This is a genomic window from Dechloromonas denitrificans (assembly GCF_001551835.1).
In the GTDB taxonomy this organism is placed as follows: Bacteria; Pseudomonadota; Gammaproteobacteria; order Burkholderiales; family Rhodocyclaceae; genus Azonexus; species Azonexus denitrificans.
The window spans coordinates 219,648-245,841 of the sequence record NZ_LODL01000021.1; the positions used below are offsets into that span (position 1 = coordinate 219,648).

Sequence of the window (26,194 nt, forward strand, 5' to 3'; positions counted from 1 at the left end):
ACATGGAAGCATTCATTCGCGCCCGCGACCTGTCGGTCGATTTTCCCATTTACGACAATTCACACCGCTCCTTCAAGAAAAAGGTTCTCAACCTCACGACCGGCGGACGGATCGGTAGCGATGCGGGCAAACATCCGGTAGTCAGCGCGCTGGCTGAGCTTAACTTCGATTTCAGCCATGGGGATCGGGTTGGCCTGGTTGGGCATAACGGCTCCGGGAAGACCACGCTGCTTCGCGTCCTATCTGGCGTTTACGCTCCAGTTCGAGGCCAGCTTTCGGTTCGCGGCAAGATCGCTTCGCTGCTCGATGTTTCAATGGGGCTCGATCCCGATGCCACGGGCTTCGAGAATATCTACCTGCGTGGCATCATGGATGGGCTCAAGCCGGCATTGATACGGAGCAAGATCGACGAAATTGCAGATTTCACCGATCTCGGAGAGTACCTCAACCTGCCGGTGAGGACTTATTCGAGCGGCATGATGCTCCGTCTCGCCTTTGCTATCTCGACCAGCGTCGAGGCAGACATCCTGATCATGGATGAATGGTTGAGCGTCGGCGACGCCGAATTCAGCGCAAAGGCCGCGGCACGCCTCGATGTTCTTGTAGGAAACGCCGCCATTCTTGTTATTGCTTCACACAATCCGGCCCTCATCGCTCGAATCTGTACCCGTAAGATCCACCTGGAGCACGGCCGCGTCCTGTCTGATGAGCCAGTAGTACCGGAAGTCCAATGATCAGGGCGAACCATCCAGCGCTCCGCGTTGGCGAGGCGGTGTTCGCCCGCCAGCCATTCCGTCTGATTAAGGGGCTGGTTAGCGCCTACCTCGCTTATCCCGTCGCAGAGCGTCGTGAGATGCGGCTGATCCGTCCGAAGCTTGCCGAATTGCGCCGACATTACCGGATGACCTTCCCGGAGCGGCTAAGTATGGCCCGCGAGCGCCTTGCCGATACCCTGTGCTTTGCCCAGTCTTCTGTGCCCTATTATCGCGATCTTTTTGCCGCCAGCGGGTTCGACCCCGAGCGGGTGCGGAGGGATACGGGCTACCTCGGCGACCTCCCTTACCTGACCAAGGACATCATCCGGGAGCAGGGCGAACGCCTGCTTTCGCGACCCCTTGCGGAGCTTCGCCATCATGCCTGCAAGACGGGCGGTTCCACCGGCGTTTCTACCGTCATCTACTACGATCAGGAAGCAGCCGACTACTCGGCTGCCGTAACCTTGTACGCCCGCGAGCGCATCGGCAAGAAAAAATACAAGCCTGAGCTTCATTTCGCCTGCCGCTTCCCCGATCCGGACGTGCCCGAGTGGCCGACCCGCGAAGACTGGAAGTGCTTCGCGATGAACCGTAGCAACATTTTCTTTGACCGCATAGACGATGTGGGCCTCGAGGAGATTTGGCGAAAATTGAAACGCCGTCGCCCTTACCTGGTGCATGAGCATCCCTCGACCATCTATGCGCTCGCCTGCTACATCGAGCAACGCTATGGCAGCGGCAAGGCCTTCGATGTTTTCGAATCGAGCGGCGAACTCTTGCAGCCCTACATGCGCGAGAAAATTGCCAAAGCCTTGCGTTGCCGTGTCGTCGACCGCTACGGCCTCGCCGAACTGGGGGTCATGGCCTACGAACTCGATGGTGACTCGGGCGGGCTGCAGGCCCTCGACTCGGAAGGCTGGCCCGAGAGTCGCGAAATTGAAGACGGCCACGAACTCGTCTTCACCGGTTTTCGTAATCGCCTGATGCCGCTGATCCGCTACGCGACTGGCGACCGGGCCCGTGTGTCACAGGCTGACAACGCCTTCCTGCTGACTGATGTCGTCGGACGCATCCATGATGTCGTGCCGATCAACGGTGTTGCCCACGCGACGCACCACATCATGGACATGCTCGATCACCGGGTGGGCGGCATCCAGGAGTTCCAGATCGACCTGCGCACCGCCCATCCAGTCTTGCGCATCGTTCCGGAACCCCATGCCGACCCGGGCCATATCTCGGCACGCATCGAAACCTTCTGGCCTGGAGCCTTCCTCATTGAATACGTCGGCCACGATGCGCTCGTCCGCGTCGGTCATCGCGCCAAGTTCCGCCATGTGGTGACCGCATGATCGAACTACTCGCCGCAAGCGTCGCCCTGGATGCAGCAGGACTTGTTCTCGCCGCGCTCAGGCGTTCGGTCAGCACAACGCAGGCGCGCCGGATTTCCGGCGCTTTATCGGCGTCAACGGCAGCAGGCATCATCGTTGCCATCGAACCGGACGAAGAAGCCTCGCAACGCTTGCTGGCGTGGATGGCGCACGGCCCCTGTAAGCTGATCTTGCTCGGGCGCCTTTCGCCCACGCTGGTTGCCCATCTCGGTCTGCGCCATACCGACTGGCCTGGTGATTCAGCTTCGTGGAGCCGCAGTCCGCCCGCGCCGACCTATGCCTCTGCACAAAGCATGGGTGCCATTCGCTACACGCCAGTGGCTGGGCAGTTCGGCGCTGACCAGTGGCAGCGTCCGCTGGAGCGCTTCGATTTCACCGACGAGTGGAACAACCTCGGGTTTGGCGCCGTTCGTGCCGACGAGCCCTTCTGGTCGCTCTCCATGCCGGTACGCGCCGCCACGGAGAGAACGCTTGCTGAAGTCGCCATTGACGGCCTGCCGGTACTTGCCTATTGCGCACTAGTCGATCAGGGTGAATCCAGCATCCTCTGGTTCAACCGCCAAGTTGGACCGATCGACTCCTTCGAGTGGCGCCTCGTGGAGCGCTTTCTTTCCTCCTGGCGATATGGCGAATTGCCCTGCCAGCCGGTATTGCAGGAGATCCCGTGGGGGCATGAGGCCGCCGTCACCATGCGGCTCGACTGCGACGAAGACGTCGAGTCTGCGCGCCCCTTGCGCGGGGCCTATCACGCGATGGGTATTCCCTTCTCGCTGGCAGTGCATACCACTAATCTCGACGACCCGTGCCACCACGGCATCCTGCGCGAAATGGCCTTGGCTGGGGAAAGTATCCTCTCGCATACCGCGACCCATGCGCCAAACTGGGGCGGCAGCTATGAAGCCGCCCTGCGCGAAGCACGCGAATCGGCCAGCCGCCTGCAGGCTGTTACCGGACAATCCGTGCGCTATGCAGTCTCGCCCTTTCATCAATCCCCACCCTATGCCCTGGCCGCACTGGTCGATGCAGGTTATTACGGGTGCATCGGTGGCATCATCCGCAATGACCCCGAGTTCCTGATCGCCCGTGGCGGGGCACTCGCCGACCTGCCCGCGGGTTTCATCGGCCACAGCCAGCAACACATGCTGCATGGCGATTGCCTGCTGGCCGAAGGCGATCCGCTCGCGGTGTTCAAGCAGGCATTCGACCGCGCCTGCGAAACCCGTACGCTTTTCGGCTACCTCGACCACCCGTTCTCGGCACGCTATCAGTACGGCTGGCCGGACGAAACCACGAGAATCGCCGCGCATCGCGCCCTGGTCGATTACATCCGCATCAAGGCACCCGGCACCCTGTTCCTCTCGGAAAACGACGCCCTCGATTTTCTGCTCGCCAAATCCGAATGGCAGGTGGTGCAGCACGACGAGTATTTTGAGCTGCAGCCGCCGTCAACCGCAAAAGCATTCAGCCCGCTGCTGCCCACCATCGAATATGCCGGCAAGCAATTCGAAGCCGTGGCCGGGAGATTGCCGGCATGAAGGTGATGGTCGTCGTCGGCACCCGTCCCGAAGTGATTAAGATGGCGCCGGTCATCAATGCGCTGCGCGCGGCTTTGCTCGATACGGTGGTTTGCGCCAGCGGCCAGCACCGCGAAATGCTGGCCCAGGCGCTTGATGTGTTCTCGATCAAGCCCGACATTTCGCTGGATGCAATGCGCCCGGGGCAAACCCTCAACAGCCTCGCCGCCCGCCTGCTGGCCGATCTCGACACCATTCTGGCCGAGCAGACGCCCGATTGGGTTTTGGTGCAAGGGGATACCACCACCGCCTTCTGCGCCGGGCTCGCCGCCTTCCATCGTGACATCCGCGTTGGCCATGTCGAAGCCGGGCTGCGCACCGGTGACCTGGCCAGCCCGTTCCCCGAAGAAGCCAACCGCAGCCTGCTGGCAAGGATCGCTACCCGCCATTTCGCACCGACCATCGCGGCCCGCCAGGCACTGCTGAATGAAGGTATTCCGGTGGAGGCTATCGATGTGACCGGCAACACAGTTGTCGATGCCCTGTACATGGCACAACGCATCATGGCCGTAGCACAGGCTGCCCCGGCGCTTGCCGACGTAATCCATGCCGCTGCCGGAAGGCCGCTGGTGCTGATTACCTGCCATCGCCGCGAGAACTTCGGTGGCGTGCTCGAAGGTATCTGCCATCTGTTGAAGCGATTAGCCATGCGCTACCCGGACTTTTACTGGGTCTTCCCGGTGCACCTCAACCCGAATGTTCGCGAACCGGTGGGGCGCATTCTCGGCAACGTATCCAACCTGAGTCTGATCGAACCCGTCGACTACCTGACCAGCCTCGCGTTGATCTCCCGCGCTGCGCTCGTCATCAGCGATTCCGGAGGCATCCAGGAAGAGGCGCCGAGTTTTGGTGTGCCGGTTGTCGTCATGCGCAGCCATACCGAGCGGCGCGAGGGCGTTGAAGCTGGCTTCGCAACTCTTGCCGGGCAGTCGGCGGAGCGCATTGATGCCGCAGTCATGGGCTGGCTCGATCATCCGGAACGAAGAGATGAGTTGAAGAATCGCCCCAACCCTTACGGTGACGGCCAAGCTGCAGCACGCATTGCGGCCATTCTTGCCAGCGATACGGTTCATGAATTCAATGGTTGAACAACCTCCAGTCATCCCGCAAAGCTGTGTCTTGTTTGCCACGGCCGACTGGGATGAACCCTACTGGACCAATAAGCAGCACTGCGCCCAATCCCTCGCGGAACTCGGCACCCGGGTGCTGTATGTGGAAAGCGTGGGCCTGCGCAGCCCCAAGGCCGGCAGCGCGAAAGATTGGGGCCGCCTGTCGAACCGGCTGCGCAAGGGCCTGTTGTCATTACTGCTCGGCGCCCGCGAGCGCTCGCCCGGCATCTTCGTGCTCTCGCCGCTGCTGATTCCTGCCGGCCACCGCCATCCCGCTACCCGCGCCCTCAACCGCTGGCTGCTCAGGGCCGCCATCGCCCGCAGTACTTGGCAGCGTGACTTCTCGCGCCCGCTCATCTGGACCTACCACCCCTTCATGCTGGATGTTATTGACGGCATGGAGACTGGCCCTGTGCTCTATCACTGCGTGGACGACTTGGCCGCTGTGCCTGGCGTGGATGCCGCCACCTTCCGTGCCGCTGAGGCCAGGCTGCTCCAGCACGCCAACGTCGTGTTCGCCACTGCCCCGGCGCTGGCCGAGCACTGCAAAAAGCACAACCCCAATTCCCACTTCCTGCCCAACGTGGTGGATGCCGAACACTTCGGTAAGGCACTCGAGCCGGGCCCCGTCCCGGCCGACCTAGCTCACATCCCTGAGCCGCGCCTGTGTTACCACGGCGTGCTCTCCGACTTCAAGATCGACTTCCAACTCCTGCTCGATGCCGCACGCCTGAAGCCTGAATGGAGCTGGGTCTTGATCGGCGAAGAGCGCGAAGGCCAGAGCAGTTCGCGGTTGGCTGAACTGGCGAAACTGCCGAACGTGCATTTCCTCGGATATAAGCCGTATTCCGTATTACCCGATTACCTGCGCGGCATGCGGGTCGGCCTGCTGCCCTCGCTGATCAACGACTATACGCGGGGCATGTTCCCGATGAAGTACTTTGAATACATCGCAGCTGGATTGCCGGTAGTTTCCACGCCGCTGGACTTTACCCGGACCCACAACGCTGGGCTAGAAAGTGGTGCCACCCCAGAAAATTTTGTTGCAGCAATTCATCGTCAACTGGGTTCAGGACGCTTCAGCATGTTTCAGGTTTCAGAACTGGTGGGATCCAATACCTGGCAGGGGCGCACGATCAAGATGTTGAGTGATTTGGGTTATGCCGAATAACGTTGGCAGCTGCGGCAATTAACAAGCAGTTCCTTTTGAAAGGTTGAGATGATGAAATTGGCTCCCCAGATGTTCGATATGCCCCATCAGAATGGGTGGCTGGATCGTATTGTTGAAACGGATAAAGGAGTGCTTGTCGAGGGCTGGGCGTTCCGGAAAGATGCCGATGGCACCTCGTTCCCGCATGTGGTCATCACGTCTGATTGGGAGGTGGTCAAGGCCGTTGAAGCCGGCAATGTTACACGCGAAGACGTCGCGTTAGCGTATCCGGACTTTGTGTTCGATCAGCAGGTCGGTTTCTCCATTCCCGTGGCGAAATCATCATTGGGGCTTCGCGGCGTGGCGGGTATTCAGGTATTTGTGTTGCGACCCGATGGCAAGGTGTCAGAGCTCAAGAAGGGCTTCAAGCGTGGCCTGCAGGTCGAACTGACCGGTCGCTGCAATCTACGCTGCCCAATGTGCCCGAGTGTTATTTACTCGGATTTTCACAAAAAAGAACTTACCGAAAGCGAAATTCCGGGACTGATTGATTTTCTTCAGGACAGAGACTTCATCTGTCTGGATGGCTTCGGCGAGTCCCTGCTTGCACCGAGTTTTGAGCTCCTGCTGGATTCCCTGCCGCGAGCTTCGGAGGTGGTCTTCCATACCAATGGTCTATTACTGGATAAGAAAGCGGACAAGATATTGCGGAATGCGCCACCGGTGACTTGGGTGGCGGTCAGCTTGGACTCGCTGGATCCGGAGAAATATTCAAGGCTGCGGGCAGGCAGTTCTTTGGAAAAGGTGCTTGCCAATCTACGGGCTTTCAAGCAAAGGAGGGAGGCGCTGGGAATTGCCTATCCGGTGATTCGTTTGAACCTCACACTAATGAAGGAAAACTACACCGAACTGGAAGATTTCATTCGCGCGTCACTTGAATTCGACCGGGTCGTTGAATGCAACTGGCTCTATGATGTCCAGCATTTGGCAGAGGGGGTAGATATTGAGGTCGCCGGGCAGGTCTTTGATTACGAATCAAATAAGCTTAAGCATGTTGCTAATGAAACAAATGAGCACCTACGTGCTGCATTTGCGCTAGCCGAAAGCCTCGGCGTACAGCTTATATTTAATTCCTATTTCAACGAGAATCTCTCAGATGCTCCGGATGAATATGGATTTTCCGGGGCTGTGAAACGCACGGTATCGGACTGCCCCCATCTACAAGGCGATTTCATGCTTCAGGCCGACGGAAAAGTTCAAAACTGTGTCTGGCAGACCTCATCGCTGTTTAACTGGCGGGAAGAGGGACTTGTGAAAATCAAGCAGCATCCAAGGATAGCGAAAGTCAAGGCAATGGCCATTGAGGGACGGATTCCTCATGAATGTTCCGGAGCGGGATGTTCCTACGTAAGACTGCGTAAATCTGACGAGGCACATTGTCATGCCGAGATGATCGGTGGCTATAGCGGGGATCGAGTCGCGGATAAAAAGAAGATTAAGATAAAGGCAGCGGCCGCCATATCATCAGAAATACAATAATGTGGATGGCGTAATAAAATGAGGGGCTATGTAGATCAGATAGACCGCGAGTGCGTGAGGGGCTGGTGCGAAGGGCCGGTGGAAGTGGTTGTTGACCGGCGGTTTGTCGTTGATTCCGAGAGAGTCTTGCTACGCCCAGATCTTGCTGCTGTAGGTCTTAATGGCATTGGTTTTGAAATGGATCTTGCAGCGGTGCTGCCGGGTTACGTGCCTAATGAAATCATCGTTCGACCTAGAGGGCGAGTTCATCCTCTGCCGGCAGGGTATCTCAAGCTCGACAACCTGCGGCCATTCCAATATGTCCAGAGTGATGTAAATGCCCGAGGACATAACGAGCGCTTGCTAGAAGGCGTGGTCAGAGGTGTATGCCTTTTTACATCTCGTTCGGGGGGGACCTACCTGTCAGACCTCATCAGGGGGCATCCTCGAGCCTACGCATTTGCTGAGCCGGTGGACGGTTTTTCAGGTTTAGGCAGGGCCGGGTTTTATAACTGGTTGAGCGATTATTTTCTCTTGCCTTCTCGCGTTGAGTACCCTGTCCAGATTGAAAATCCTGGCCTGATGTTCCTCACGTCTAAAATATATAAACATGATGTCGATTTGCTTTCGGTCTTCAATTATTACAATGTCAGATATCTGCGACTCTATCGTGAAAATGTTATCAAGCAAGCGCTTTCATTTATCGTTGCGAGGAAAACTTACGCAGAAACGTTCAATTTTAATATCAAAGATATCGTTGAAGAACAAGCAACTCGTAAAAAACGTAAAATTCTGATTGATCCTTATTATCTTCTTCATCTGGCAGCGCAATATCAGGAGTCAGAAAACGTGATTGACGATATGGTGTCAGCCTTCGTAACCGGGGATGTGCTTTCAATATCTTATGAGCGTTTGATTGCCGGAGAAGAAGGGATTCGGGCCGTATTCAATCATTTCGGTCTGGAGTACGTTGAAACAAAGTCTAGTCACGTTAAGGTCAATAACGATGATCTTTCTGAGCTTGTCGAGAATTATGAAGAAGTGGCACGGGTGTTGCGCGGGACCCGCTATGCTCATTGTCTTTAATGAGCCTGTCTGTAACGTTAATGATTATGTTTTTATTTAAGACGAATTGTTTGTCTTTTCAAAAATGGAACCTGGTGTGTTAGAAAATTCTGGACGCAATGTTGCCCCACATATCTTGATGGTCACGCATGTGATCCCCTATCCACCAGCAGCGGGCAACGAAATCAGAATTTTCAACATGCTGAAATGGTTTCGCCGTAAGGAGTATCGGGTGACGCTTGTTGTGCGTCCCTTGGGGAATGAGGAGGTTTCAAACGAATCAGTCATTGGCCTTCACAAATTTGTGGATGATCTCTATGTCTTTGACGCACGCGCCAAACCTGATTCCAGCGCTGAGATGATCGGTTCGAGAGTTTTGGATCCTGACTTCCAGAATGATCGTGTTGCTGAACTTCAAAATGGTTTTTGTCCGCCCTGGTTTGTTTCGGACGTTGCCAACTTGATTCAGCAAAAACGTCCAGATGTATTGTTGGCTGAATACGTTGTCATGAGTCGTGTTTTGAACGTTCCCGAAGCAACTGGGTGCCTGAAAGTTATCGATTCAATTGAGCTGTTTTGTCGATTGAAGGTAACTTTGGAAAAGTTTGGATTGGTCAATTACGGTCTGGATTTGTCTGATGAAGAAGAGAAATTGTTGCTCGAAAGGGCGGACATCATCCTTGCAATTCAACATCTTGAGTATTCTGAAATACAAAAGCTTGTGCCAGATCGTCGGGCTCTGGTAACGGGGTTCGACCTTGATATTCGATCAGGCGAAGAGCAGCATAATGTTGCAGGTCGTGTTCTTATTATCGGCTCGGAAAATGAGTTCAACGTTCGCGGAACTCAAGATTTCATAGACTACACTTGGCCCTTGATACTCGAACAGTATCCTTCTGCCACTTTGCATGTGGTGGGTCGAGTTTCACGTTGCGTGCATACGAATGACCCGTCCGTCAGTTTGTTGGGATTTGTTGACTCACTCGAGTCGGAGTACGACCAGGCCAGTGTAGTGGTCAATCCCTGCCGTGTTGGTACCGGTCTTAAGATCAAGACGGTTGAAGCACTGGCATGCGGCAAGCCGCATGTAGGTTGGCCGGCTTCGTCTGACGGACTGCGCGAATTGGGAGAACTTCCCTATGTGGTGGCGGGGGATGCCGTCGATTTTGCCGACGCCATTGGCGAATTTTTGAGTGACCCTGGCAAGTGTCGAAATTATGGTGCCAAGGCGCAGAAATTCATCAGCTCGCATTTTGGTGCCGAGGTGGTTTATGGCCCGTTGTCGGCAGCTATCGAGGAACACGTTTCCAGTCGGCATTAAGAATATTCTTGGCGTCTTCCCTGATCGGCTGGCAGGGAGAATTTTTCGGAACCTGAGATGGATATTGATCGAAATCTGGTCTGGCACGGTAGTCAAGTGAATAGCTCGGAGAGGATTGCTTTGTTAGGGCAGTTGCCGCGAACACTCTGGCTAACGGGGTTGAGCGGTTCAGGCAAATCGACCTTGGCATTCGCGCTTGAGCGCCATTTGATTGATGCAGGGCATTGTTCTTTTGTGCTGGATGGCGATAACGTTCGCCATGGTCTTAACCGTAATTTGGGTTTTTCTCCGACCGATCGCACCGAGAACATTCGGCGTATTGCGGAGGTCGCTCGCCTGATGAATGAGGCCGGGTTGATCGTGATCACCGCATTTATTTCTCCCTATCGTACCGACCGAAAGATGGCGGCGGAGATCATTGGCGAGGTACGCTTCAGCGAGATTTACATCAGTACGCCACTATCGTTGTGTGAGCAACGAGATCCGAAAGGTCTTTATCGGCGTGCGCGTAATGGAGAGGTGCGCGAGTTCACAGGCATTGATTCGCCTTATGAGCCGCCTGAATTCCCGGCTTTGGCGCTCGATACCGGGGTATTCGATGTCCGAGCATGCGTGGATCAATTGCGTGCGGCGGCGTTATGCTAAACGTGTCGAGCTGTCATTTCGTCGCCCAGTCAGAGGATTTGAAACCATGCAAGCCTGTACATCACAGTTAAGTTATTAAATCTGAATTGCATAATATGTCGCTATTGACTCAGGTGTTATATCTTCCTTTATCGATCAATGTTGTTGGCCGGGATATTTTGGTGCACTCTTTTTCAATTGGAGAGAGAAGAGATGCGCTAGTTGAGGCTATGCATGTTGACATGCATCCTCCCGGTGAGCCTCGGGTCATAGAAGGTTTGAGTGGGATAAACAGGTGCTTGAGTTCGATAATAAGACGAGGCGAATTCGCGCTTTTTGTCGGGGCTGAACATTCCTTTTCTGCGGCAGAGCTTGCCCGGATGATTGAACCTGCCTTGAGGGACCCCTTGTTCGGCTTTGTCATGCCGCTAACGGTGGGCGGGAGTTCACTTGGCGCCTTCCCTTCTGATAGCGTCGCACGAGATGTGATGGGCCATATGCCTTATGACATGCAACGGGTTGTAGAAGGTCCCCCGGTGCTTGTTCGGAGCGAGGTGCTTCTGGATTTTGGACCTTTGGAGGCTGAAGGCGATGATCTCTCCAGGGCCTTGGCGAGTCTCTTCATCCGTGCCAATCGGCGGGGCTACAGCGCGCGCTTGTGCAATGCCGTATTTTTCCCGGTTGCGGACGAAACCTGCGGCGGGGTTGCCCGGGCGGTGCCGGCACTCGAGCGTGCTTCGGACTACTACAAGGCCCTCGATGGACAAACGACGCAGCCTGAAACACGGCTTGAAGCCTTGCTTACGCAACGTTTTTTGCCCAAGGAACGGCGTGATGTCTTGTTCGATATACGTAATCTGGCCCCGGGTTACAACGGCACGGCGCAGCACATTCTCTCTTTGCTTCCACATTTTGTCGGTTTGGCGGAACAGTACGCGATCTGGCCCTGTTTCTGGGTGTTGCCGCAATCCGCAGCGTTTCACAATTTGGCGGCCTTGTACCCGGAGTTCCTTGTGCATGAACTGCCGGGCGACCGACTTTTCGACGCGTGCGTACGTTTGTCGCAGCCCTGGAGTTTCAGCGAATTGCGCGACCAGGCTTATCGGTCATCCGTAAATATCTACGCTGTTCTCGATACCATTGCCTGGGACTGCCACTACGTGCGCATGCCACATCTGGATGGCGTTTGGCGTTCGTTGGCGGAGTTTGCGGATGGCCTTCTCTACATCAGTGATTTCTCGAGGAAACGTTTCAATTCGCGCTTTCCTGCATCTAAGCATGCCGAGAACGTCGTGGCTTATTGCTCTATGAACCCCCCGGAGTATCTGGCTGGAAGCCAGCAGGTGTTGTTGCCGGCTGCTGAAGGGGAGCAGGCACCTTATATATTGGTATGTGGTAACAGCTATTACCACAAAGGTTTGAATGAGACGGTACATGCCTTGTCTGCCGGATTCCCCAGCGTCAGAATCAAGGTGATTGGTGAGTTGAAATCGCAATTCCATAACGTCGAGCAGGTGCCCTCGGGCAATCAATCGGCCGAAACGATGGCAGCTTTGTATCGGAATTGTGTTTGTCTGGTTTTCCCTTCTTTCTACGAAGGTTTCGGATTGCCGATATTCGAGGCGCTCGCTTTTGCCAGGCCGGTAGTGGCGCGACACAGCGAACTGATTGATGAGTTGTGCGAGAAAATTGATCCGGTCAAGGGCATTTTCCCATTCTCGAACGATAGCGAATTGTTGCGAACAGTGAAGCGATGCCTGACTAGGGCAATAGCACCTGATGCAATCTCGGGAAAACCAGGACAACCTTATACGTGGAAGGATTCGGCAGAAGATATTTTGCGACTGGTTGATCGATCTTTAGCGAATGTGAATCTGGATCGTTGCCGGCAACGGCTTGAGTTCTTCTATCGGGTGGATCAGTTCGATATCGAGCGCGCCGGCTGGACTAACGCGGAACAAAATAAGGTGGTCTTTGAGGTGGAGCAGGAAGAGTAGTCATGAAGCTCCTGAGTCTGTTCGTTCGCTATGGGGATCGTGATTACAAAGGCGCATATCAGGCGTTGCAGCAGTTGTATGAGCGATTTTCCGACGTCGAAATTCATTCCGTACTGATCGATACCGCGCTGCCGAATGGCGTTGAGGCCCATATTGGCAATCAAGCACTGCTGATGGCGGGCGACAACCACCGTCGTGAGTTCAGCGGTTGGGATACGGCATTGGCGCGTTATGCCGATCAGCTCGATGAATTTGATCTGGTTCATGTCGTGACCTCTGCGTTCCAGAATGAATACAGTGGCTTCTATCCGCTGGTGCGGCGGGAGATGCTCGATTATCTGATCGACCACCCGGCGCAGGTGCTGGCCCATGTTGATGCTTATCCCGACGGTGTTCGGTTGTTCGGTCGTGGTTTTCAGACATGGGGATGCTCGAAATTTCTGTTTGCATCGCCGGCGACGATCAGGCGTTTGGGGGTATTTGTCGGGCCATTCGACTCGACCGATTTCTTTTTGGACGAAGATGACGGGCTATTCGCGGGGCGGGCTCCAATCTCGTCGAACTATGCCAAATACTTGACGGACTGGCTTACGGGGGATGGCCTTCCACACGGGCAGTGGCACTCTGTGTTTGAACTGAACTCGGCGAGCGTTGAGAAGTTTCGTTCGAAAGCGCTGTCAATCCTCGACGAGCATAGCCTGTCCATGCGGATACGGGAGACAGGTGCGACGATTGTCGATTTCACGTGGTGGCATGCAAATCAGCTCAAGGGCGTTCCTGCGCTACCGCCGGAGGAGATTCTTCAGGTTGCCGAGCGCAATCGCTTCCTCTTCGGTTCGGAAATTGTCGAACCACGGGTCCTCAGGCAAGACCATCCACTGCCGGCCAAACCGGCTATCAGTAGGCTTCTTCAGCACACCGCAGATACACCGTTCGGAAGAAGCCCTTTGTTGGAGTCTCTACGAGCGGGAATCGAGGATGTTGAAGAGAGTGCGCTTGATGATCCTCTTCAGTGTGCGGCTTTGCATTTGCTGCTAGGGCTTGCGCTGGATGATGAGCAGTTGGCTTGGCTCGTTGCTGCTTCCGATAAGGCAAAGCAGGACGCCCCGCTACCGATCACGCGGGGACTGCACGCGCTGTGGCTGGCAAAAGCCGACCTGAAGTCGGCGATGGACCTAGATACCCGGGCGGGCCGGGAAGCGCTGGTCGGCTGGTGGATGAGCGACGGCCGCCACGACAAGGCAAACGACGGGGTGGTGTTGGCAGACGCCTACGGCGAAACCTCACCACTGCTTGAGCAGGATGTACCGCTACCGATCACGCGGGGGCTGCACGCGCTGTGGTTGGCAAAAGCCGACCTGAAGTCGGCGATGGATCTGGAAATGCGGGCAGGCCGGGAAGCGCTGGTCGGCTGGTGGATGAGCGATGGCCGTCACGACAAGGCGAACGGCGGATTGATGTTGGCAGACGCCTACGGCAAAACCTCGCCGTTCCTTGAGCAGGACGCACCGCTACCGATTACGCGGGGACTGCAAGCGCTGTGGCTGGCACGGCATGATTTGCAGGGGGTGTTCGACATCAGTACTCCGGACGGCAGGAAAGCGCTTGTCGAATGGTTCGTGACTTATGGAAAAGACGACACCGCGTTCGTTTTGCCCAATGCGGAGGCCACCTCCACGCAGTTTGTTCAGGAAAACCGGGGGCGCTTTATTTTCGGCGGCGTAAATATCGTCGGCTATGCGCGTGGGGAGTTTGGCATTGGTGAAGATGTCAGGATGGCGACCTGCGCGTTGGAAACTACGGAGTTCGAACATTGCGTACCCGGAATACCCTTAAAAGCCGGTGCACGTATGCGGGACTTGACTCTGCGTGGCTATGAAACTGGCTCACCTCTTTACAATGTCAACTTGATCTGTTTGCCCCATTTTGAATCATTGCGCTTGCTTGGGGCGTCCAGACATATGATTCTGGATCGTCGTTACAACATCGCTTTTTGGCAATGGGAACTTGCCAGATTCCCTGAGGCGATGAAAAGCGCCTTAGAAATTGTTGATGAAATATGGTCCATATCCGACTTCGCTGCTTCGGCAATGCGAGGAGCGACTGATAAGTCTGTCTATTCGATGCCATTGGTCGTCGAACTTCCTGTAATGACGCAAAAGTATTTGCGCGCTGACTTTGGTTTGCCGGAAGGGGATTTTGTTTTTCTGACAGTGCTGGACGGTTTTTCCAGTATTCCACGAAAAAACCCGCAGGCCGCAGTCAATGCGTTTAAGCGCGCATTTCCTGGTTCCAATGGGGTGCGGCTGGTAATCAAGGCCATGAATGTTGATGTGGCAATGCCGGCTTGGAAGGCGCTGCTCGACTCTGTGACCGGAGATAGTAGAATAAAGATTATTGCTGAAACTTTTTCTAAAGAAAAATTGTTGGCATTGCAGAAAGTCAGTGATTGTTTCGTGTCGCTCCATCGCGCCGAAGGGTTTGGGCGAAATATCGCCGAAGCAATGCTGCTGGGAAAGCCCGTTATTGTTTCCAATTATTCAGGAAACACTGATTTTACAACTAATTCGACTGCATTTCTCGTTGAAGGCGACATGATTGAAATCCATCGCGGTGAGTATCCATTGTCGGATCAGCAGGTTTGGTTCGATCCTGAAGTCGTGATGGCTTCTGAACAGATGATTAAGTGTGTTCAGGACAGTGCAGCAAGGAATTTGAAAGCCCTCGCTGGCAAGGAATTGGTTCAGGAGCGCTATTCCAGGAATGCGGTCGGGCAGAAGTATCGCAATCGGCTGACTCAGATCGCATTCGAGTAGTATTTCAATTCATGTTGTCTGGGATTTTATTTTGCAAACTATACAAAATGCAGTTTTAGTCACCGGAGGTGCCGGCTTCATCGGCAGCAATTTCGTTCTCGACTGGCTGGCTGCGGGAGACGAGCATGTCATCAACCTCGACGCGCTCACCTACGCGGGTAACTGTGAGAACCTCGCGAGCCTAGACGGCGACACACGTCACACCTTTGTCCAGGGCGATATCGGTGACTTCGACCTCGTCTGTCGACTGCTGGCCGAACACCAGCCACGCGCCGTCATCAACTTTGCAGCAGAATCCCACGTCGACCGCAGCATCCATGGCCCCGGGGACTTCATCCAGACCAATATTGTCGGCACCTTCCGGCTGCTCGAAGCCGTCCGTTCCTACTATGGTCAACTCGGAAAAGACGCCCAAAACGCCTTCCGTTTCCTCCACGTCTCCACCGACGAAGTCTACGGCTCACTCGCCAAGGACGATCCCGCCTTCACCGAACAAAACCGCTACGAACCCAACAGCCCGTACTCCGCCAGCAAGGCTGCGTCCGATCATCTGGTGCGCGCCTACTGCCACACCTACGGCCTTCCGGTGCTCACTACCAATTGCTCCAACAACTACGGCCCCTACCATTTCCCGGAAAAGCTCATTCCGCTGGTCATTCACAACGCGCTTGCCGGCAAGCCGCTGCCCATCTACGGCGACGGCATGCAGATCCGCGACTGGCTCTACGTGAAAGATCATTGCAGTGCCATCCGCCGTGTTCTTGAAGCGGGCAGGGTGGGCGAGGTATACAACATAGGCGGCTGGAACGAAAAACCCAATCTCGACGTCGTGCACACCCTGTGTGCCATCCTCGACGAACTCAGCCCGCGTGCGGACGGCCGGTCCTACAAGGCGCAGATCACCTTCGTCCAGGATCGTCCCGGCCACGACCGCCGCTATGCCATCGATGCCGGCAAGCTCGAACGCGAACTCGGCTGGAAGCCGGCCGAGACCTTCGAGACCGGCATCAGGAAGGCCGTGGAGTGGTATCTCGACAATCAGGGCTGGGTAAAGAACGTCACCAGCGGCGCCTACCGGGATTGGGTCGGCAAGCAGTACGGAACCACCTGATGCGGATTCTGCTCACCGGTTGCCATGGTCAGGTCGGCTTTGAACTCCAGCGCGCCCTAGCGCCGCTGGGAGAACTCGTTGCGGTCGACCACGCCGACTGTAACCTCGCTGATCCGGAAGCGATCCGCCACCTGATCCGCGCGGCGCGCCCGAATATCATCGTGAACCCGGCAGCCTACACCGCCGTGGACAAGGCCGAGGCTGAGAGCGACCTGGCCTTTGCGGTCAATGCCGTCGGACCTGCGATTCTGGGCGAGGAGGGTGCCAGGGCTGGTGCCTTCATCATCCACTACTCTACCGACTACGTCTTCGATGGGACCAAGCAACGAGCCTATGTCGAAGAAGATGCAACCAACCCGCAAAGTGTCTACGGCCAAAGCAAGTGCGACGGTGAACTCGCCCTGGCACTCGTCAACCCGCGCCACCTGATTCTGCGTACAAGTTGGGTGGTCGGCGCCCATGGTGGCAACTTCGCCAGAACCATGCTCAAGCTGGCCGCCGAACGCGACAGCCTGAGCGTCGTCGCCGACCAGTGGGGCGCCCCGACCTCGGCTGCGCTGCTCGCCGACGTCACCGCCCACCTCGTCCGCCAGCAGCAGCGCAGCCCGGAATCCTTTCCTTGCGGCACCTACCACTGCGTCGCCGGAGGCGAGACCAATTGGTGTGAGTACGCCCGTCATGTCGTCGGTGCTGCGATCAAGGCCGGAAAGCCGCTCAAGGTGATGCCCGACAAGATCAGGTCCATCGCCACCGCCGACTACCCGACCCCCGCGAAACGCCCGGCCAACTCACGCCTGGACACCATGAAATTCCGCACGACCTTCGGCCTCGAACTGCCCCATTGGCAGCGAGGCATCGACCATATTCTCCAGCAAATCCTCAGCACATCATGACCACCCGCAAAGGCCTCATCCTCGCCGGCGGCGCCGGCACCCGCTTGCACCCAGCCACCCTGTCAGTTTCCAAGCAGTTACTGCCGATCTACGACAAGCCGATGATCTACTACCCGCTGACCACGCTCATGCTGGCTGGTATCCGCGACATCCTGATCATCTCCACCCCGCAGGACACCCCGCGCTTTGAGCAATTGCTCGGCGATGGCAGCCAGTGGGGCATCAACCTGCAATACGCCGTCCAACCCAGTCCGGACGGCCTAGCCCAAGCCTTCATCATTGGAGCCGATTTCATCGGCAACGGTGACTCAGCGCTCGTGCTCGGCGACAACATCTTTTACGGCCACGATTTCCACAACATCCTTGGCAGTGCGGATGCAAGGAAAGGCGGAGCCAGTGTCTTTGCATATCACGTGCACGACCCCGAGCGCTACGGCGTCGCAGAATTCGATCCTTCTGGCAAGGTGCTCAGCCTCGAAGAGAAGCCAAAGCAGCCGAAGTCCAATTACGCCGTTACCGGTCTTTATTTCTACGACAGCCAGGTCGTCGACCTCGCCCACAACCTCAAGCCCTCACCTCGTGGTGAACTGGAAATCACCGACCTCAACCGCCTCTACCTTGAAAAAGGCCAGCTCAATGTCGAGATCATGGGCCGAGGCTACGCTTGGCTCGATACCGGCACCCACGACAGCCTGCTCGAAGCAGGCCAGTTCATCGCCACCATCGAGAAGCGCCAGGGCCTCAAGGTCGCCTGCCCGGAAGAAGTCGCCTTCCGCCAAGGCTGGATCACGCCGGAACGGCTTCAAACGCTTGCCCAGTCGCTGGCCAAGAACGGTTATGGGCAGTACCTGCTCGGACTGCTGACGGAAAAGGTGTTCTGATGAAAGTGACGCCAACATCGATTTCCGATGTCCTCATCCTCGAACCCAAAGTCTTCGGCGACGAGCGCGGATTTTTTTTCGAGAGCTTTAACGCTCGCACTTTCGCTGAGGCCACCGGCCTCGATGTCACCTTCGTGCAGGATAATCACTCCAGATCTGCCAAGAGCGTACTGCGTGGGCTGCATTATCAGATCCAGCAACCACAAGGAAAACTTGTTCGCGTAGTGCAGGGTGAAGTCTTCGATGTTGCGGTCGACCTCAGAAAACGCTCAAAAACCTTCGGCCAGTGGGTTGGTGTCCATCTAAGCGCCGAAGATAAAAGGCAACTTTGGGTTCCGGAGGGATTTGCGCATGGTTTTGTAGTGCTGAGCGAGACTGCCGAGTTTCTCTACAAGACAACCGATTTTTACGCCCCGGAATTTGAGCGTAGCTTGTTGTGGAATGATCCGGCTCTGTCCATCGAGTGGCCCCTAGAAGGGCAGCCAATACTCGCGGCCAAGGATGCCAGAGGCGCGCTCTTCGCTGATGCAGAGTGCTTCGATTAAATTCCCGGAATCATCAAAAATAACAACTTTCGATCATCCGTACAGCCGATTGGGGAAGTGGACGCTCGGCAATCGTACGGGTGAACTTAGCTCGGCAGTCATTTATGCTTAATTTGCGCGTTCTCATAACAACCTATCACGAGGCTTATCTCACCCGCGGCGGCGGTGAGTACGAACTTCAATCCATTGCCGATGGCCTGCGGCAACTGGGGATCATCGTTGATATTTACGGTCCTTACTCCCGCTCGCTTGCCTTCTATGATGTAGTGCTGCACTTTTCTGTTCATGTTGGAGGGCTGTCGCTATTGCGCGAGATCCGGCGCCAGGGCAAGCCAGTTGTTCTCTGGCCGAACTTGTGGGCGGGTAAATTGGGGAACGAGACGATTGATTCGGTGCGCGAGCATATCGATATCGCCCATTTCGTGGCGTTCAAGTCCCGAGCAGAACAGGATCGTTTTCTGGAACAGATTCCTGTAACCGCTGAGAAACTTGCCTTGTGCCGCTGGGTTGCTGATCTGAGCTATCTTAAGCCTGCGCCGGCAGATCTTTTCTCGACCCTGTACAAGATCCGTGACTACGCAATTTGGTTCGGAATTGTCGAGCCGGTCAAAAACCAGTTAGCGGCAATCAGGGTGCTGAAAAAAAAGGCGATACCGCTGGTGGTGGTGGGAAAGTATCGAGACGAGGCTTATATGCAAGCGTGTCGCGAACTTGGCGGAGACAACGTTTTGTTTATCGAGGCGCTTCCTCAGAAATCCGAAATCGTTCGCTCGGCACTGCAAAGTGCAGGCTTTTATGTGGAATTGTCGCTCGAGCCGCCAGGGCTGTCAGCCATTGAGGCAGGCTTGTCAGGTTGTCGTTTGCTGTTGAGCGAATCCGAATGGGCACGTGAGCTTTTTGGTGACAAGGCGGTCTTGGTAGATCCGCTGTCTGATCTGGATGTGGCTCAAGGCGTTGATCGGGTACTGGCGAGGCCCGCAGCGTGCGGCGAGTTGCGAAAGCACCTGATGGCTTATTGTTTCCCCAATGCCCTAACACCGCTGGTTGATTTGCTGGTCAAGGCGGCGCGATGATTCTCTATTTGATCCGTCATGGTCGCTCACAGGCGAACGAACAACGGTTGGTGACCGGTACCCCGAGCGACAGTTTGTCTGTCGTGGGGCGTAACCAGGCCGCCGGATTGGCTGATTGGCTATCCAAACAGTCGGTGCAACCCGAGCGATTCATGGTCAGCCATTGGAGCCGTGCCCGCGAAACGGCGGAAATCGTTTTCCCTGAGGCAGATTGGGTGACCGATACCCGTTTGGGTGAAACTGATGCCGGCTCTGTCGCCAACTTGCCGTTGACGAATTTTCTCCAGGATCAACCGAATTTTTATGCCAACCTAGGGAATCGTTATCCCGGTGGTGAGTCGCATCTCGATCTTAATGCACGCACGCTCGCCTGCCTGGATGAGCAGTTGCAGAAGCCATGCCGCTTAATGGCTGTGGTCGCACATTCCGGCCCAATTACCTGCATTTTGCAGCACGTGCTGCAAATGGATATGACGTCCTTTCCAGCATTTCTACCAATGCATGCGACGGTTAGCGTTGTTCATTTTTCCAACCAAAGTGGTGTGTGGACAGGTCGCCTGGCCGGATTCGCCTTGGGGCCGGCTGAAAATACGGTAGAAATTCTACATGGCGACCACTGATTCCCGTCCGATCAGGATATTGGTCCTTCAACGCGAATCGCTGGTGGCTGCGGGTGTGCCATCGCTTTCTGTTTCGGCCCGAATCACTGAGGTTCTGGATTACATGGCTTCGCTTGGTGGGATTGAGCATGCCGCCATTTCAGAGGCGGACCCTTGTGCCGATTTGGGGGTTGAGTGGGCTGATATATTGATTCTCAGCAAGCACAATTCGTCCACCGCCCTGGGGTTGGCGCAATTGGCGAGTGGCCTTGGCGTAAAGATTGTTTATGACATTGATGACTGGATATTCTCATTTCCTGCTTACAGCGGCGGGCACGCAGCCAATAACCGAAATTTTGCACATGACATCATCGAACTTGCCGATGTCGTGACAGTTGCTAACAATGAATTGTTGAGGAGACTACCGAAAAAAATTCCTGGGATCTCGCCGGTGTTAATGCCGAACGGCATGTGGGTTGAGCGCTATTTTGCTACAAACCGCGAAAGACAGCAGTTGGTTAATCCACGTATCTTGTTTACAAACGCTGACTTTCTAAAAGTTCAGTCGGCTAAAGACAGCATACTCACCGCGTTGCATGTCTTTTTTTCGCGGCACCCGGATTATGTTCTGGATTTCTTTGGCGACCCTTTTCCGGAAATGTTTTCTCTTCCATTTTTGCATTTCACGAATCGCATGCCTTATGAAAGTTACATGCGGGCAATTGTTGCGGGAGATTATGTTTTCGCGATTACCCCTCTGGGGGCCGATGAGGACGAGGAGTCTGTCGAATTCAATGCGTGCAAAAATCCGTTCAAGTACATCAATTATGGAACGGCAAAAATTCCCGGAATCTACTCGAATGCCGATATTTACAAATCCTGTGTTCAGGACGGCGAAACCGGGCTATTGATTGAAAACAGCTTTGAAGCCTGGCTGGAAGCACTTGAGTTGATGGCATACAACGATTGTTTGCGCGAAAGAATTCGGGTGGGGGCACATGATGATGTAAGGGAGCGGTTCCACGTGAGACATGGCTGCAAAGTGCTACAGACAATTGTTTCGGATTTGGTTTGTCGATGATTTTGAGTGAGTGATTTATGCGCGTTATATTGGACTTTCAAGCTTGTCAATCAGCTAGTCGATTCCGTGGTATCGGACGAGGATCCAGATCCTTGCAATTGGCAATGGCGAATCTGCTTTTGTCTCGCGGGCATGAGGTGATTTGTTTGTTTAGCGAAGCCTTTCAGGAGGGCTTGGCAGACTTGCGTGCAGACATAATCAGCAATGCACCCGGGGTGCGCGTGGCGTCCTTCCATGTTCCTTCGCCGTGCGCCGCTTGTGCGCCGGATAATGCTTGGCGACAGATGGCTGCACGCATGTTGCGTGAACATGCGATTGCCTGCCTGGAACCGGAGTTTGTTCATGTGCCGGCGTTGCTTGCGGATGGCTGGGGTGATGATGCCATCGGCTCGATTGGTGTTCTCGGTGTGCGTGCGCCAACCTCATTGACCCAGTACGACTTGATTCCGCTGGTGATGTCGGATATCTACATGCCCCCCGGGGCATTCCGCGATTACTACATGAAGAAACTAGAGGGCGTGAAGCAGGCTGATTTGCTGCTGGCTATCTCAGAGTATTCACAGCGCGAGGCAATCGAGTGGCTGGGGATGCAGTCGGAGGATATCGTGCATATCTCCTTCGCAGCGGACTCCAAATTTGCAGAAGAGCCTGCAGGCGGACTGCATGATGTTGAGCGGACGGTCAGCAAATATGGATTGAGGCCGGGTTACCTGCTCTATGCTCCGGGCGGGTTTGATGCCCGCAAGAATATGGATCGGCTACTCGAGGCATATTCTTTGTTACCGGAGGATGTGAGGGGGCGCCATCAATTGGCAATTGCAAGCAAGCTTCATGAAGGTGTGCGTGCAGGGATTGAATGGAAGGCCGGAACTTTCGGCGTGCAAGCCTCGGAAATTGTATTGATGGATTATGTGCCGGATGAGGATCTGATGCATCTATACCGCGCCTGTCATGCCTATGTATTCCCGTCCCTGCATGAAGGATTTGGCTTGCCGGCGCTTGAGGCTATGTTTTGTGGAGCCCCGGTGATCGCCTCCAACTGCACCAGCATTCCCGAGGTGATGGAGATGGATGAAGCGCTTTTCGATCCCTACGACCCGCAATCCATGGCGGCGAAGATTCTGCAAGTGATCCATGATCCGGATTTCAGGCAGCGGTTGATTGCGCATGCTGCGATTCAGCCTCACAAGTTTTCCTGGGCAACCAGCGCCGAGCTTGCTGTATCAGCCTTGGAGCGCAAACACGCCGCGCTGAAGAACGCCGGATGGCATTCCACTCCAGTCGCTAATCTGCCGACGTGCGAAGACATGCTGGCGCGGCTTGCCAAGCTGGTTGCCAACGTGCAACCCAGCGAAGAAGATCTGGAGTTATTCCGTGCCTGTCTGAAGGCCAACCTGAAAGCAAAGTGCATATGAAGATATGTCTCGGAACCTATCCATGGGCTTTTGACGTACCAGGCGGCGGTGAGCGGCAGTTGCAATTTTATTCTGACGCGCTTCTGAGGGCGGGACATAAGTGGCCAGCCGTGGAGTTTTCGTTTTTCGATCCCTGGCAGCCCGAGTTTTCTGGGATGCATCTGATGCATTATTTCTCGTGTATGCCCAGTAGCCGCGATTTTCTGGATCATGTCAAATCGAAGCGAGGCATACCGTTGGCGATTAGCCCCAATTTCTGGCCTGATCCCGAGGGCTGGGAATTATCTGGCGCTCTGGAGAACATCAAAACAATACTTTGGCTGGCCGATAGGGTGATTGTTAATTCTCGTATTGAGGAAGAAGCCCTAGTGCGCTTGTGCAAGATTGATTCCTCAAAAATATCGGTCGTATATAACGCTGTTGGAGACTGCTTCTTTGATTCAGTTAATCCGGATATTTTCAGGAAAGCCTATGGGATTGATGGTCCTTTTGTGCTGAACGTTGGCAATGTTGAGCCTCGAAAAAATCAATTGGCATTTCTCAAGTCGCTCAAGGCTTTTCCGGACTTACAGTTGGTGACGATTGGTGGCGTTCGTGAACAATCTTATCTGGATGCGTGCATTCAGGAGGGGGAGGGGCAGTTTCAACTTATTGATCCTTTGCCCCCAGGGTCGGAACTTATTCGCTCCGCCATGGCGGCTTGCGAGTTCTTTGCCATGCCTAGTTTACGTGAAACCCCGAGCATCGCGAGCCTGGAGGCTGGTGCGGCCGGCTCCAGAATTATGACAACCAGCCTGGGGTCGCCGACAGAGTATTTCGAGCAGCATGCGGTCTATGTCAATCCTTACGACCTTGCCGATATGCGAGAGGGGGTGGAGGCGATTCTTGCACGGCCTAAGGATGCGGCACTCGTGGAGCGTATCCGGAATTTGTATCGGTGGGATGTAGTCGTCGAGCAGTTGGTGGATGCCTATTCGGCTGTGCTCGGAACTGATTTGAGAATGAAGAAATGATGCAGCAGAAAGCGATTGCGCAAAATCAGGACATTATCTGGAGGCTTGAAGGCCCTTTTGATAGCACCTACAGCCTAGCACTGCTGAACAGGGAGATCGCGCGCGCACTCAGTGCGCAAGGGGTCGATGTCGCCTTGTTCTCAACTGAAGGTCCGGGAGATTTCGTGCCTTCCCGAGATTTCCTTGAGAAAAACCCCGACCTTGGTGCCATGAATCAGCGTGCAGATGTAGTGGGGCATTCGGAGGCATCCGTCACAAGCCGTAATCTGTATCCACCACGCGTCGCAGATATGGCATGCGAGCGGAATCTGATGCACTCCTATGCTTGGGAAGAATCCGGGTTTCCGCCGGACTGGGTACGCGCCTTCAATAGGCACCTGACTGGAGTGACCTGCCTTTCCAGTCACGTCCTGCGGATACTTCGTGACAACGGAGTCAGCGTTCCGATGGCCGTTTCAGGTTGCGGTGTGGATCATTGGGAACGCATCGAAGCAAGTTCGGAATCGGTTCTCGATGATCTGGCCCCTCGTTCTTTCCGATTTCTGCACGTGTCGTCGTTTTTTCCGAGAAAAGGCCCGGATGCCTTGCTCGAAGCTTATGGCAGGGCGTTTACGGTTGCTGATGATGTGAGTCTTATCATCAAAACATTTCCAAATCCCCATAACCGGATTCGCGAGCAGCTTGAGGCAATGCGCGCCAAGTTTCCGGGCTATCCGCATGTTATTGTGATCGAGGAGGATCTACCTGACGCAGATCTGAAGGCACTATATCTGCGTTGCCATGTTCTTGTGGCGCCAAGTTGTGCAGAAGGTTTTGGATTACCGCTTGCCGAAGCCATGTTGACCGGGATGCCTGTCATAGTGACTGGTTGGTCAGGGCAAATGGATTTTTGCACCAAGCAGAATGCGTGGTTGGTAGATTACACGTATGAGCAGGCGGATACGCACTTTAACCTGAAACCGTCTGCCTGGGCGGCGATCGATGTCGATGCGCTTGCTGCGACAATGCAAGGAGCACTCCATTCAAAGGAAAGCGTTCGTCGGGCCATGGCTCGACGCGGACGGGATTTGTTACTGAAGAAATTTACCTGGGCGCGTGTTGCGGAGCGCTTGGTCGATTTCTACAGGGCACCTGCCGGGGATCGATTCGGGCTTCCATCGATTGGTTGGGTGAGTACTTGGAACGCGAAATGCGGCATTGCGACTTATTCGGAACATCTTGTGGTCGGAATGCGTAATAAGCCAATCATGCTGGCTGCAAGAACCGACGCACTTTTGCAGCCTGACGGTGACAACTGCCTGCGCTGTTGGAGCGTAAGCGATGACGACGATTTGGCTGAACTCTCTAGGATTGTTGATCAAAAAGGATTGGATGTAATCGTCATCCAGTTCAACTTCGGATTCTTCCACCACACACATTTACGCCGTTTCCTTGAGAGGCAGAAGGCAGCGGGGCGTGTGATTGTCTTGGATATGCATGCGACCCAGGATCCACCCCAGGCTCCGCACAAAAATCTGCTCAATTATGTTCCCGCACTGGCGCTCGCAGACCGCCTGCTGACGCATTCCATCGCTGACATGAACCGTCTGAAGTCTTGTGGGCTGAACGAGAACCTGATGCTCTTTCCCCATGGCATTCTTGATTTGCCTTCATCCCCTTCTTCTCAATCGGTTGTGCCGACCATTGCTACCTATGGTTTCTGTCTGCCGCACAAAGGACTGGAGCAGGTAGTCGATGCAATTGCCTTGTTGCGTGACGTTGGAGAGCGTGTCGATCTCAGGATGATCAATGCCGAATACCCGGTCGACTTTTCCGCCGACCTTGCGCGGGAGCTTCGCGCGAGGGTCGCCCGTCTAGGCTTGGACGAACAGGTGATGATCGAAACCCGGTTCCTGCCTGACGAGGAGAGCATTTCCCTCCTTCTAGGTGCCGATCTTGTACTGTTCGTTTACCACCCAACTTCGGAATCGGCCAGTGGCGCGGTGCGATATGGACTAGCCTGCGGTAAGCCGACTCTCGTGACCGATCTGCCGATTTTTGCTGAATTCGGGGACTCGGTCTGGCGCGTGAACGACAGTAGCCCGGGACTGCTTGCTCATACTCTGAGGGAAGTGCTCGGACATATCCGTTCCGGGTCTCCAGAGCATCAGTACAAACAGCAACTTGGCGACGCATGGCGGGCGCAGCATAGATATTCTTGGTTGTCCGAACGACTTGAAGGCATGCTGCAAGGGTTGCATTCTGACGTTAGTTTTTCCTAAACAAT

21 protein-coding genes are annotated in these 26,194 nt (G+C 55.1%); all 21 read left to right on the forward strand.

The features are described from left to right. Positions 1 to 2 precede the first annotated feature (2 nt). The 21 genes from AT959_RS12110 to AT959_RS12215 all read left to right on the forward strand — a co-directional run bounded on the left by AT959_RS12110 (position 3) and on the right by AT959_RS12215 (position 26,189). The gene (locus tag AT959_RS12110; RefSeq protein ID WP_066883428.1) at positions 3 to 734 is read left to right on the forward strand and encodes an ABC transporter ATP-binding protein; all 732 of its coding nucleotides are present in this window, start codon (positions 3 to 5) and stop codon (positions 732 to 734) included. Then, positions 731 to 2,104 (forward strand): phenylacetate--CoA ligase family protein, encoded by a 1,374-nt coding sequence (locus AT959_RS12115; protein ID WP_205629907.1) that lies wholly within the window; start codon positions 731 to 733, stop codon positions 2,102 to 2,104. The genes AT959_RS12110 and AT959_RS12115 overlap by 4 nt, the downstream gene beginning before the upstream one ends. Further along, positions 2,101 to 3,678 carry a polysaccharide deacetylase family protein gene (locus AT959_RS12120; protein ID WP_066883430.1) on the forward strand — a complete coding sequence of 526 codons (1,578 nt, stop codon included), beginning with the start codon at positions 2,101 to 2,103 and terminating at the stop codon, positions 3,676 to 3,678. The genes AT959_RS12115 and AT959_RS12120 overlap by 4 nt, the downstream gene beginning before the upstream one ends. After that, on the forward strand, positions 3,675 to 4,805 hold the full coding sequence (gene wecB, locus AT959_RS12125; protein ID WP_066883433.1) for a non-hydrolyzing UDP-N-acetylglucosamine 2-epimerase: 1,131 nt from the start codon (positions 3,675 to 3,677) through the stop codon (positions 4,803 to 4,805). Before AT959_RS12120 ends, wecB begins: the two co-directional genes overlap by 4 nt. Next, entirely contained in the window at positions 4,789 to 5,997 is a 1,209-nt protein-coding gene (locus AT959_RS12130) for a glycosyltransferase (protein WP_205629908.1), read from the forward strand. Before wecB ends, AT959_RS12130 begins: the two co-directional genes overlap by 17 nt. Positions 5,998 to 6,045: 48 nt before the next feature. Beyond that, entirely contained in the window at positions 6,046 to 7,515 is a 1,470-nt protein-coding gene (locus tag AT959_RS12135; protein WP_066883437.1) for a radical SAM protein, read from the forward strand. 18 nt (positions 7,516 to 7,533) lie between these two features. Beyond that, complete coding sequence (locus AT959_RS21165; RefSeq protein WP_157651290.1) at positions 7,534 to 8,580, forward strand: hypothetical protein; 1,047 nt, start codon at positions 7,534 to 7,536, stop codon at positions 8,578 to 8,580. Between the two features lie 46 nt (positions 8,581 to 8,626). Next, positions 8,627 to 9,880 (forward strand): glycosyltransferase family 4 protein, encoded by a 1,254-nt coding sequence (locus AT959_RS12150; RefSeq protein WP_205629909.1) that lies wholly within the window; start codon positions 8,627 to 8,629, stop codon positions 9,878 to 9,880. 57 nt (positions 9,881 to 9,937) lie between these two features. Further along, the gene (gene cysC / locus AT959_RS12155; protein ID WP_066883444.1) at positions 9,938 to 10,525 is read left to right on the forward strand and encodes an adenylyl-sulfate kinase; all 588 of its coding nucleotides are present in this window, start codon (positions 9,938 to 9,940) and stop codon (positions 10,523 to 10,525) included. A gap of 95 nt (positions 10,526 to 10,620) precedes the next feature. Further along, a complete protein-coding gene (locus tag AT959_RS12160; protein ID WP_083518377.1) occupies positions 10,621 to 12,501 on the forward strand; it encodes a glycosyltransferase in 1,881 nt (626 codons plus the stop codon). Between the two features lie 2 nt (positions 12,502 to 12,503). Next, positions 12,504 to 15,317, forward strand: a complete 2,814-nt coding sequence (locus AT959_RS12165; RefSeq protein ID WP_066883448.1) for a glycosyltransferase — start codon at positions 12,504 to 12,506, stop codon at positions 15,315 to 15,317. A 31-nt stretch (positions 15,318 to 15,348) separates the two neighbouring features. Further along, positions 15,349 to 16,428: a dTDP-glucose 4,6-dehydratase gene (gene rfbB / locus AT959_RS12170; protein WP_240481818.1), complete on the forward strand. Its 1,080-nt coding sequence runs from the start codon at positions 15,349 to 15,351 to the stop codon at positions 16,426 to 16,428. Further along, the gene (gene rfbD, locus AT959_RS12175; RefSeq protein WP_066883450.1) at positions 16,428 to 17,321 is read left to right on the forward strand and encodes a dTDP-4-dehydrorhamnose reductase; all 894 of its coding nucleotides are present in this window, start codon (positions 16,428 to 16,430) and stop codon (positions 17,319 to 17,321) included. Before rfbB ends, rfbD begins: the two co-directional genes overlap by 1 nt. Beyond that, positions 17,318 to 18,202, forward strand: coding sequence for a glucose-1-phosphate thymidylyltransferase RfbA (rfbA, locus tag AT959_RS12180; RefSeq protein ID WP_066883452.1), 885 nt, complete (start codon positions 17,318 to 17,320; stop codon positions 18,200 to 18,202). Before rfbD ends, rfbA begins: the two co-directional genes overlap by 4 nt. Beyond that, a complete protein-coding gene (gene rfbC, locus AT959_RS12185; RefSeq protein WP_066883454.1) occupies positions 18,202 to 18,747 on the forward strand; it encodes a dTDP-4-dehydrorhamnose 3,5-epimerase in 546 nt (181 codons plus the stop codon). The genes rfbA and rfbC overlap by 1 nt, the downstream gene beginning before the upstream one ends. Before the next feature lie 104 nt (positions 18,748 to 18,851). Continuing rightward, complete coding sequence (locus tag AT959_RS12190; protein ID WP_066883456.1) at positions 18,852 to 19,820, forward strand: glycosyltransferase; 969 nt, start codon at positions 18,852 to 18,854, stop codon at positions 19,818 to 19,820. After that, a complete protein-coding gene (locus tag AT959_RS12195; RefSeq protein ID WP_066883458.1) occupies positions 19,817 to 20,440 on the forward strand; it encodes a histidine phosphatase family protein in 624 nt (207 codons plus the stop codon). Before AT959_RS12190 ends, AT959_RS12195 begins: the two co-directional genes overlap by 4 nt. After that, on the forward strand, positions 20,427 to 21,500 hold the full coding sequence (locus tag AT959_RS12200) for a glycosyltransferase family protein (protein ID WP_066883460.1): 1,074 nt from the start codon (positions 20,427 to 20,429) through the stop codon (positions 21,498 to 21,500). The genes AT959_RS12195 and AT959_RS12200 overlap by 14 nt, the downstream gene beginning before the upstream one ends. Positions 21,501 to 21,604: 104 nt before the next feature. After that, positions 21,605 to 22,915, forward strand: coding sequence for a glycosyltransferase (locus AT959_RS12205; protein ID WP_066883462.1), 1,311 nt, complete (start codon positions 21,605 to 21,607; stop codon positions 22,913 to 22,915). Beyond that, complete coding sequence (locus tag AT959_RS12210) at positions 22,912 to 23,928, forward strand: glycosyltransferase family 4 protein (protein WP_066883464.1); 1,017 nt, start codon at positions 22,912 to 22,914, stop codon at positions 23,926 to 23,928. The genes AT959_RS12205 and AT959_RS12210 overlap by 4 nt, the downstream gene beginning before the upstream one ends. Further along, positions 23,925 to 26,189: a glycosyltransferase family 4 protein gene (locus AT959_RS12215; RefSeq protein WP_066883466.1), complete on the forward strand. Its 2,265-nt coding sequence runs from the start codon at positions 23,925 to 23,927 to the stop codon at positions 26,187 to 26,189. The genes AT959_RS12210 and AT959_RS12215 overlap by 4 nt, the downstream gene beginning before the upstream one ends. Positions 26,190 to 26,194 lie beyond the last annotated feature (5 nt).

Coding starts and splice junctions, on each gene's coding strand:
- AT959_RS12190 (WP_066883456.1), top strand. CDS start 18,852: ATGCTTAATTTGCGCGTTCTCATAACAACCTATCACGAGGCTTATCTC.
- rfbD (WP_066883450.1), top strand. CDS start 16,428: ATGCGGATTCTGCTCACCGGTTGCCATGGTCAGGTCGGCTTTGAACTC.
- rfbA (WP_066883452.1), top strand. CDS start 17,318: ATGACCACCCGCAAAGGCCTCATCCTCGCCGGCGGCGCCGGCACCCGC.
- AT959_RS12115 (WP_205629907.1), top strand. CDS start 731: ATGATCAGGGCGAACCATCCAGCGCTCCGCGTTGGCGAGGCGGTGTTC.
- AT959_RS12195 (WP_066883458.1), top strand. CDS start 19,817: ATGATTCTCTATTTGATCCGTCATGGTCGCTCACAGGCGAACGAACAA.
- rfbC (WP_066883454.1), top strand. CDS start 18,202: ATGAAAGTGACGCCAACATCGATTTCCGATGTCCTCATCCTCGAACCC.
- AT959_RS12165 (WP_066883448.1), top strand. CDS start 12,504: ATGAAGCTCCTGAGTCTGTTCGTTCGCTATGGGGATCGTGATTACAAA.
- AT959_RS21165 (WP_157651290.1), top strand. CDS start 7,534: ATGAGGGGCTATGTAGATCAGATAGACCGCGAGTGCGTGAGGGGCTGG.
- cysC (WP_066883444.1), top strand. CDS start 9,938: ATGGATATTGATCGAAATCTGGTCTGGCACGGTAGTCAAGTGAATAGC.
- AT959_RS12135 (WP_066883437.1), top strand. CDS start 6,046: ATGATGAAATTGGCTCCCCAGATGTTCGATATGCCCCATCAGAATGGG.
- AT959_RS12120 (WP_066883430.1), top strand. CDS start 2,101: ATGATCGAACTACTCGCCGCAAGCGTCGCCCTGGATGCAGCAGGACTT.
- AT959_RS12210 (WP_066883464.1), top strand. CDS start 22,912: ATGAAGATATGTCTCGGAACCTATCCATGGGCTTTTGACGTACCAGGC.
- AT959_RS12160 (WP_083518377.1), top strand. CDS start 10,621: ATGTCGCTATTGACTCAGGTGTTATATCTTCCTTTATCGATCAATGTT.
- AT959_RS12215 (WP_066883466.1), top strand. CDS start 23,925: ATGATGCAGCAGAAAGCGATTGCGCAAAATCAGGACATTATCTGGAGG.
- AT959_RS12130 (WP_205629908.1), top strand. CDS start 4,789: ATGAATTCAATGGTTGAACAACCTCCAGTCATCCCGCAAAGCTGTGTC.
- AT959_RS12110 (WP_066883428.1), top strand. CDS start 3: ATGGAAGCATTCATTCGCGCCCGCGACCTGTCGGTCGATTTTCCCATT.
- AT959_RS12200 (WP_066883460.1), top strand. CDS start 20,427: ATGGCGACCACTGATTCCCGTCCGATCAGGATATTGGTCCTTCAACGC.
- AT959_RS12205 (WP_066883462.1), top strand. CDS start 21,605: ATGGCGAATCTGCTTTTGTCTCGCGGGCATGAGGTGATTTGTTTGTTT.
- wecB (WP_066883433.1), top strand. CDS start 3,675: ATGAAGGTGATGGTCGTCGTCGGCACCCGTCCCGAAGTGATTAAGATG.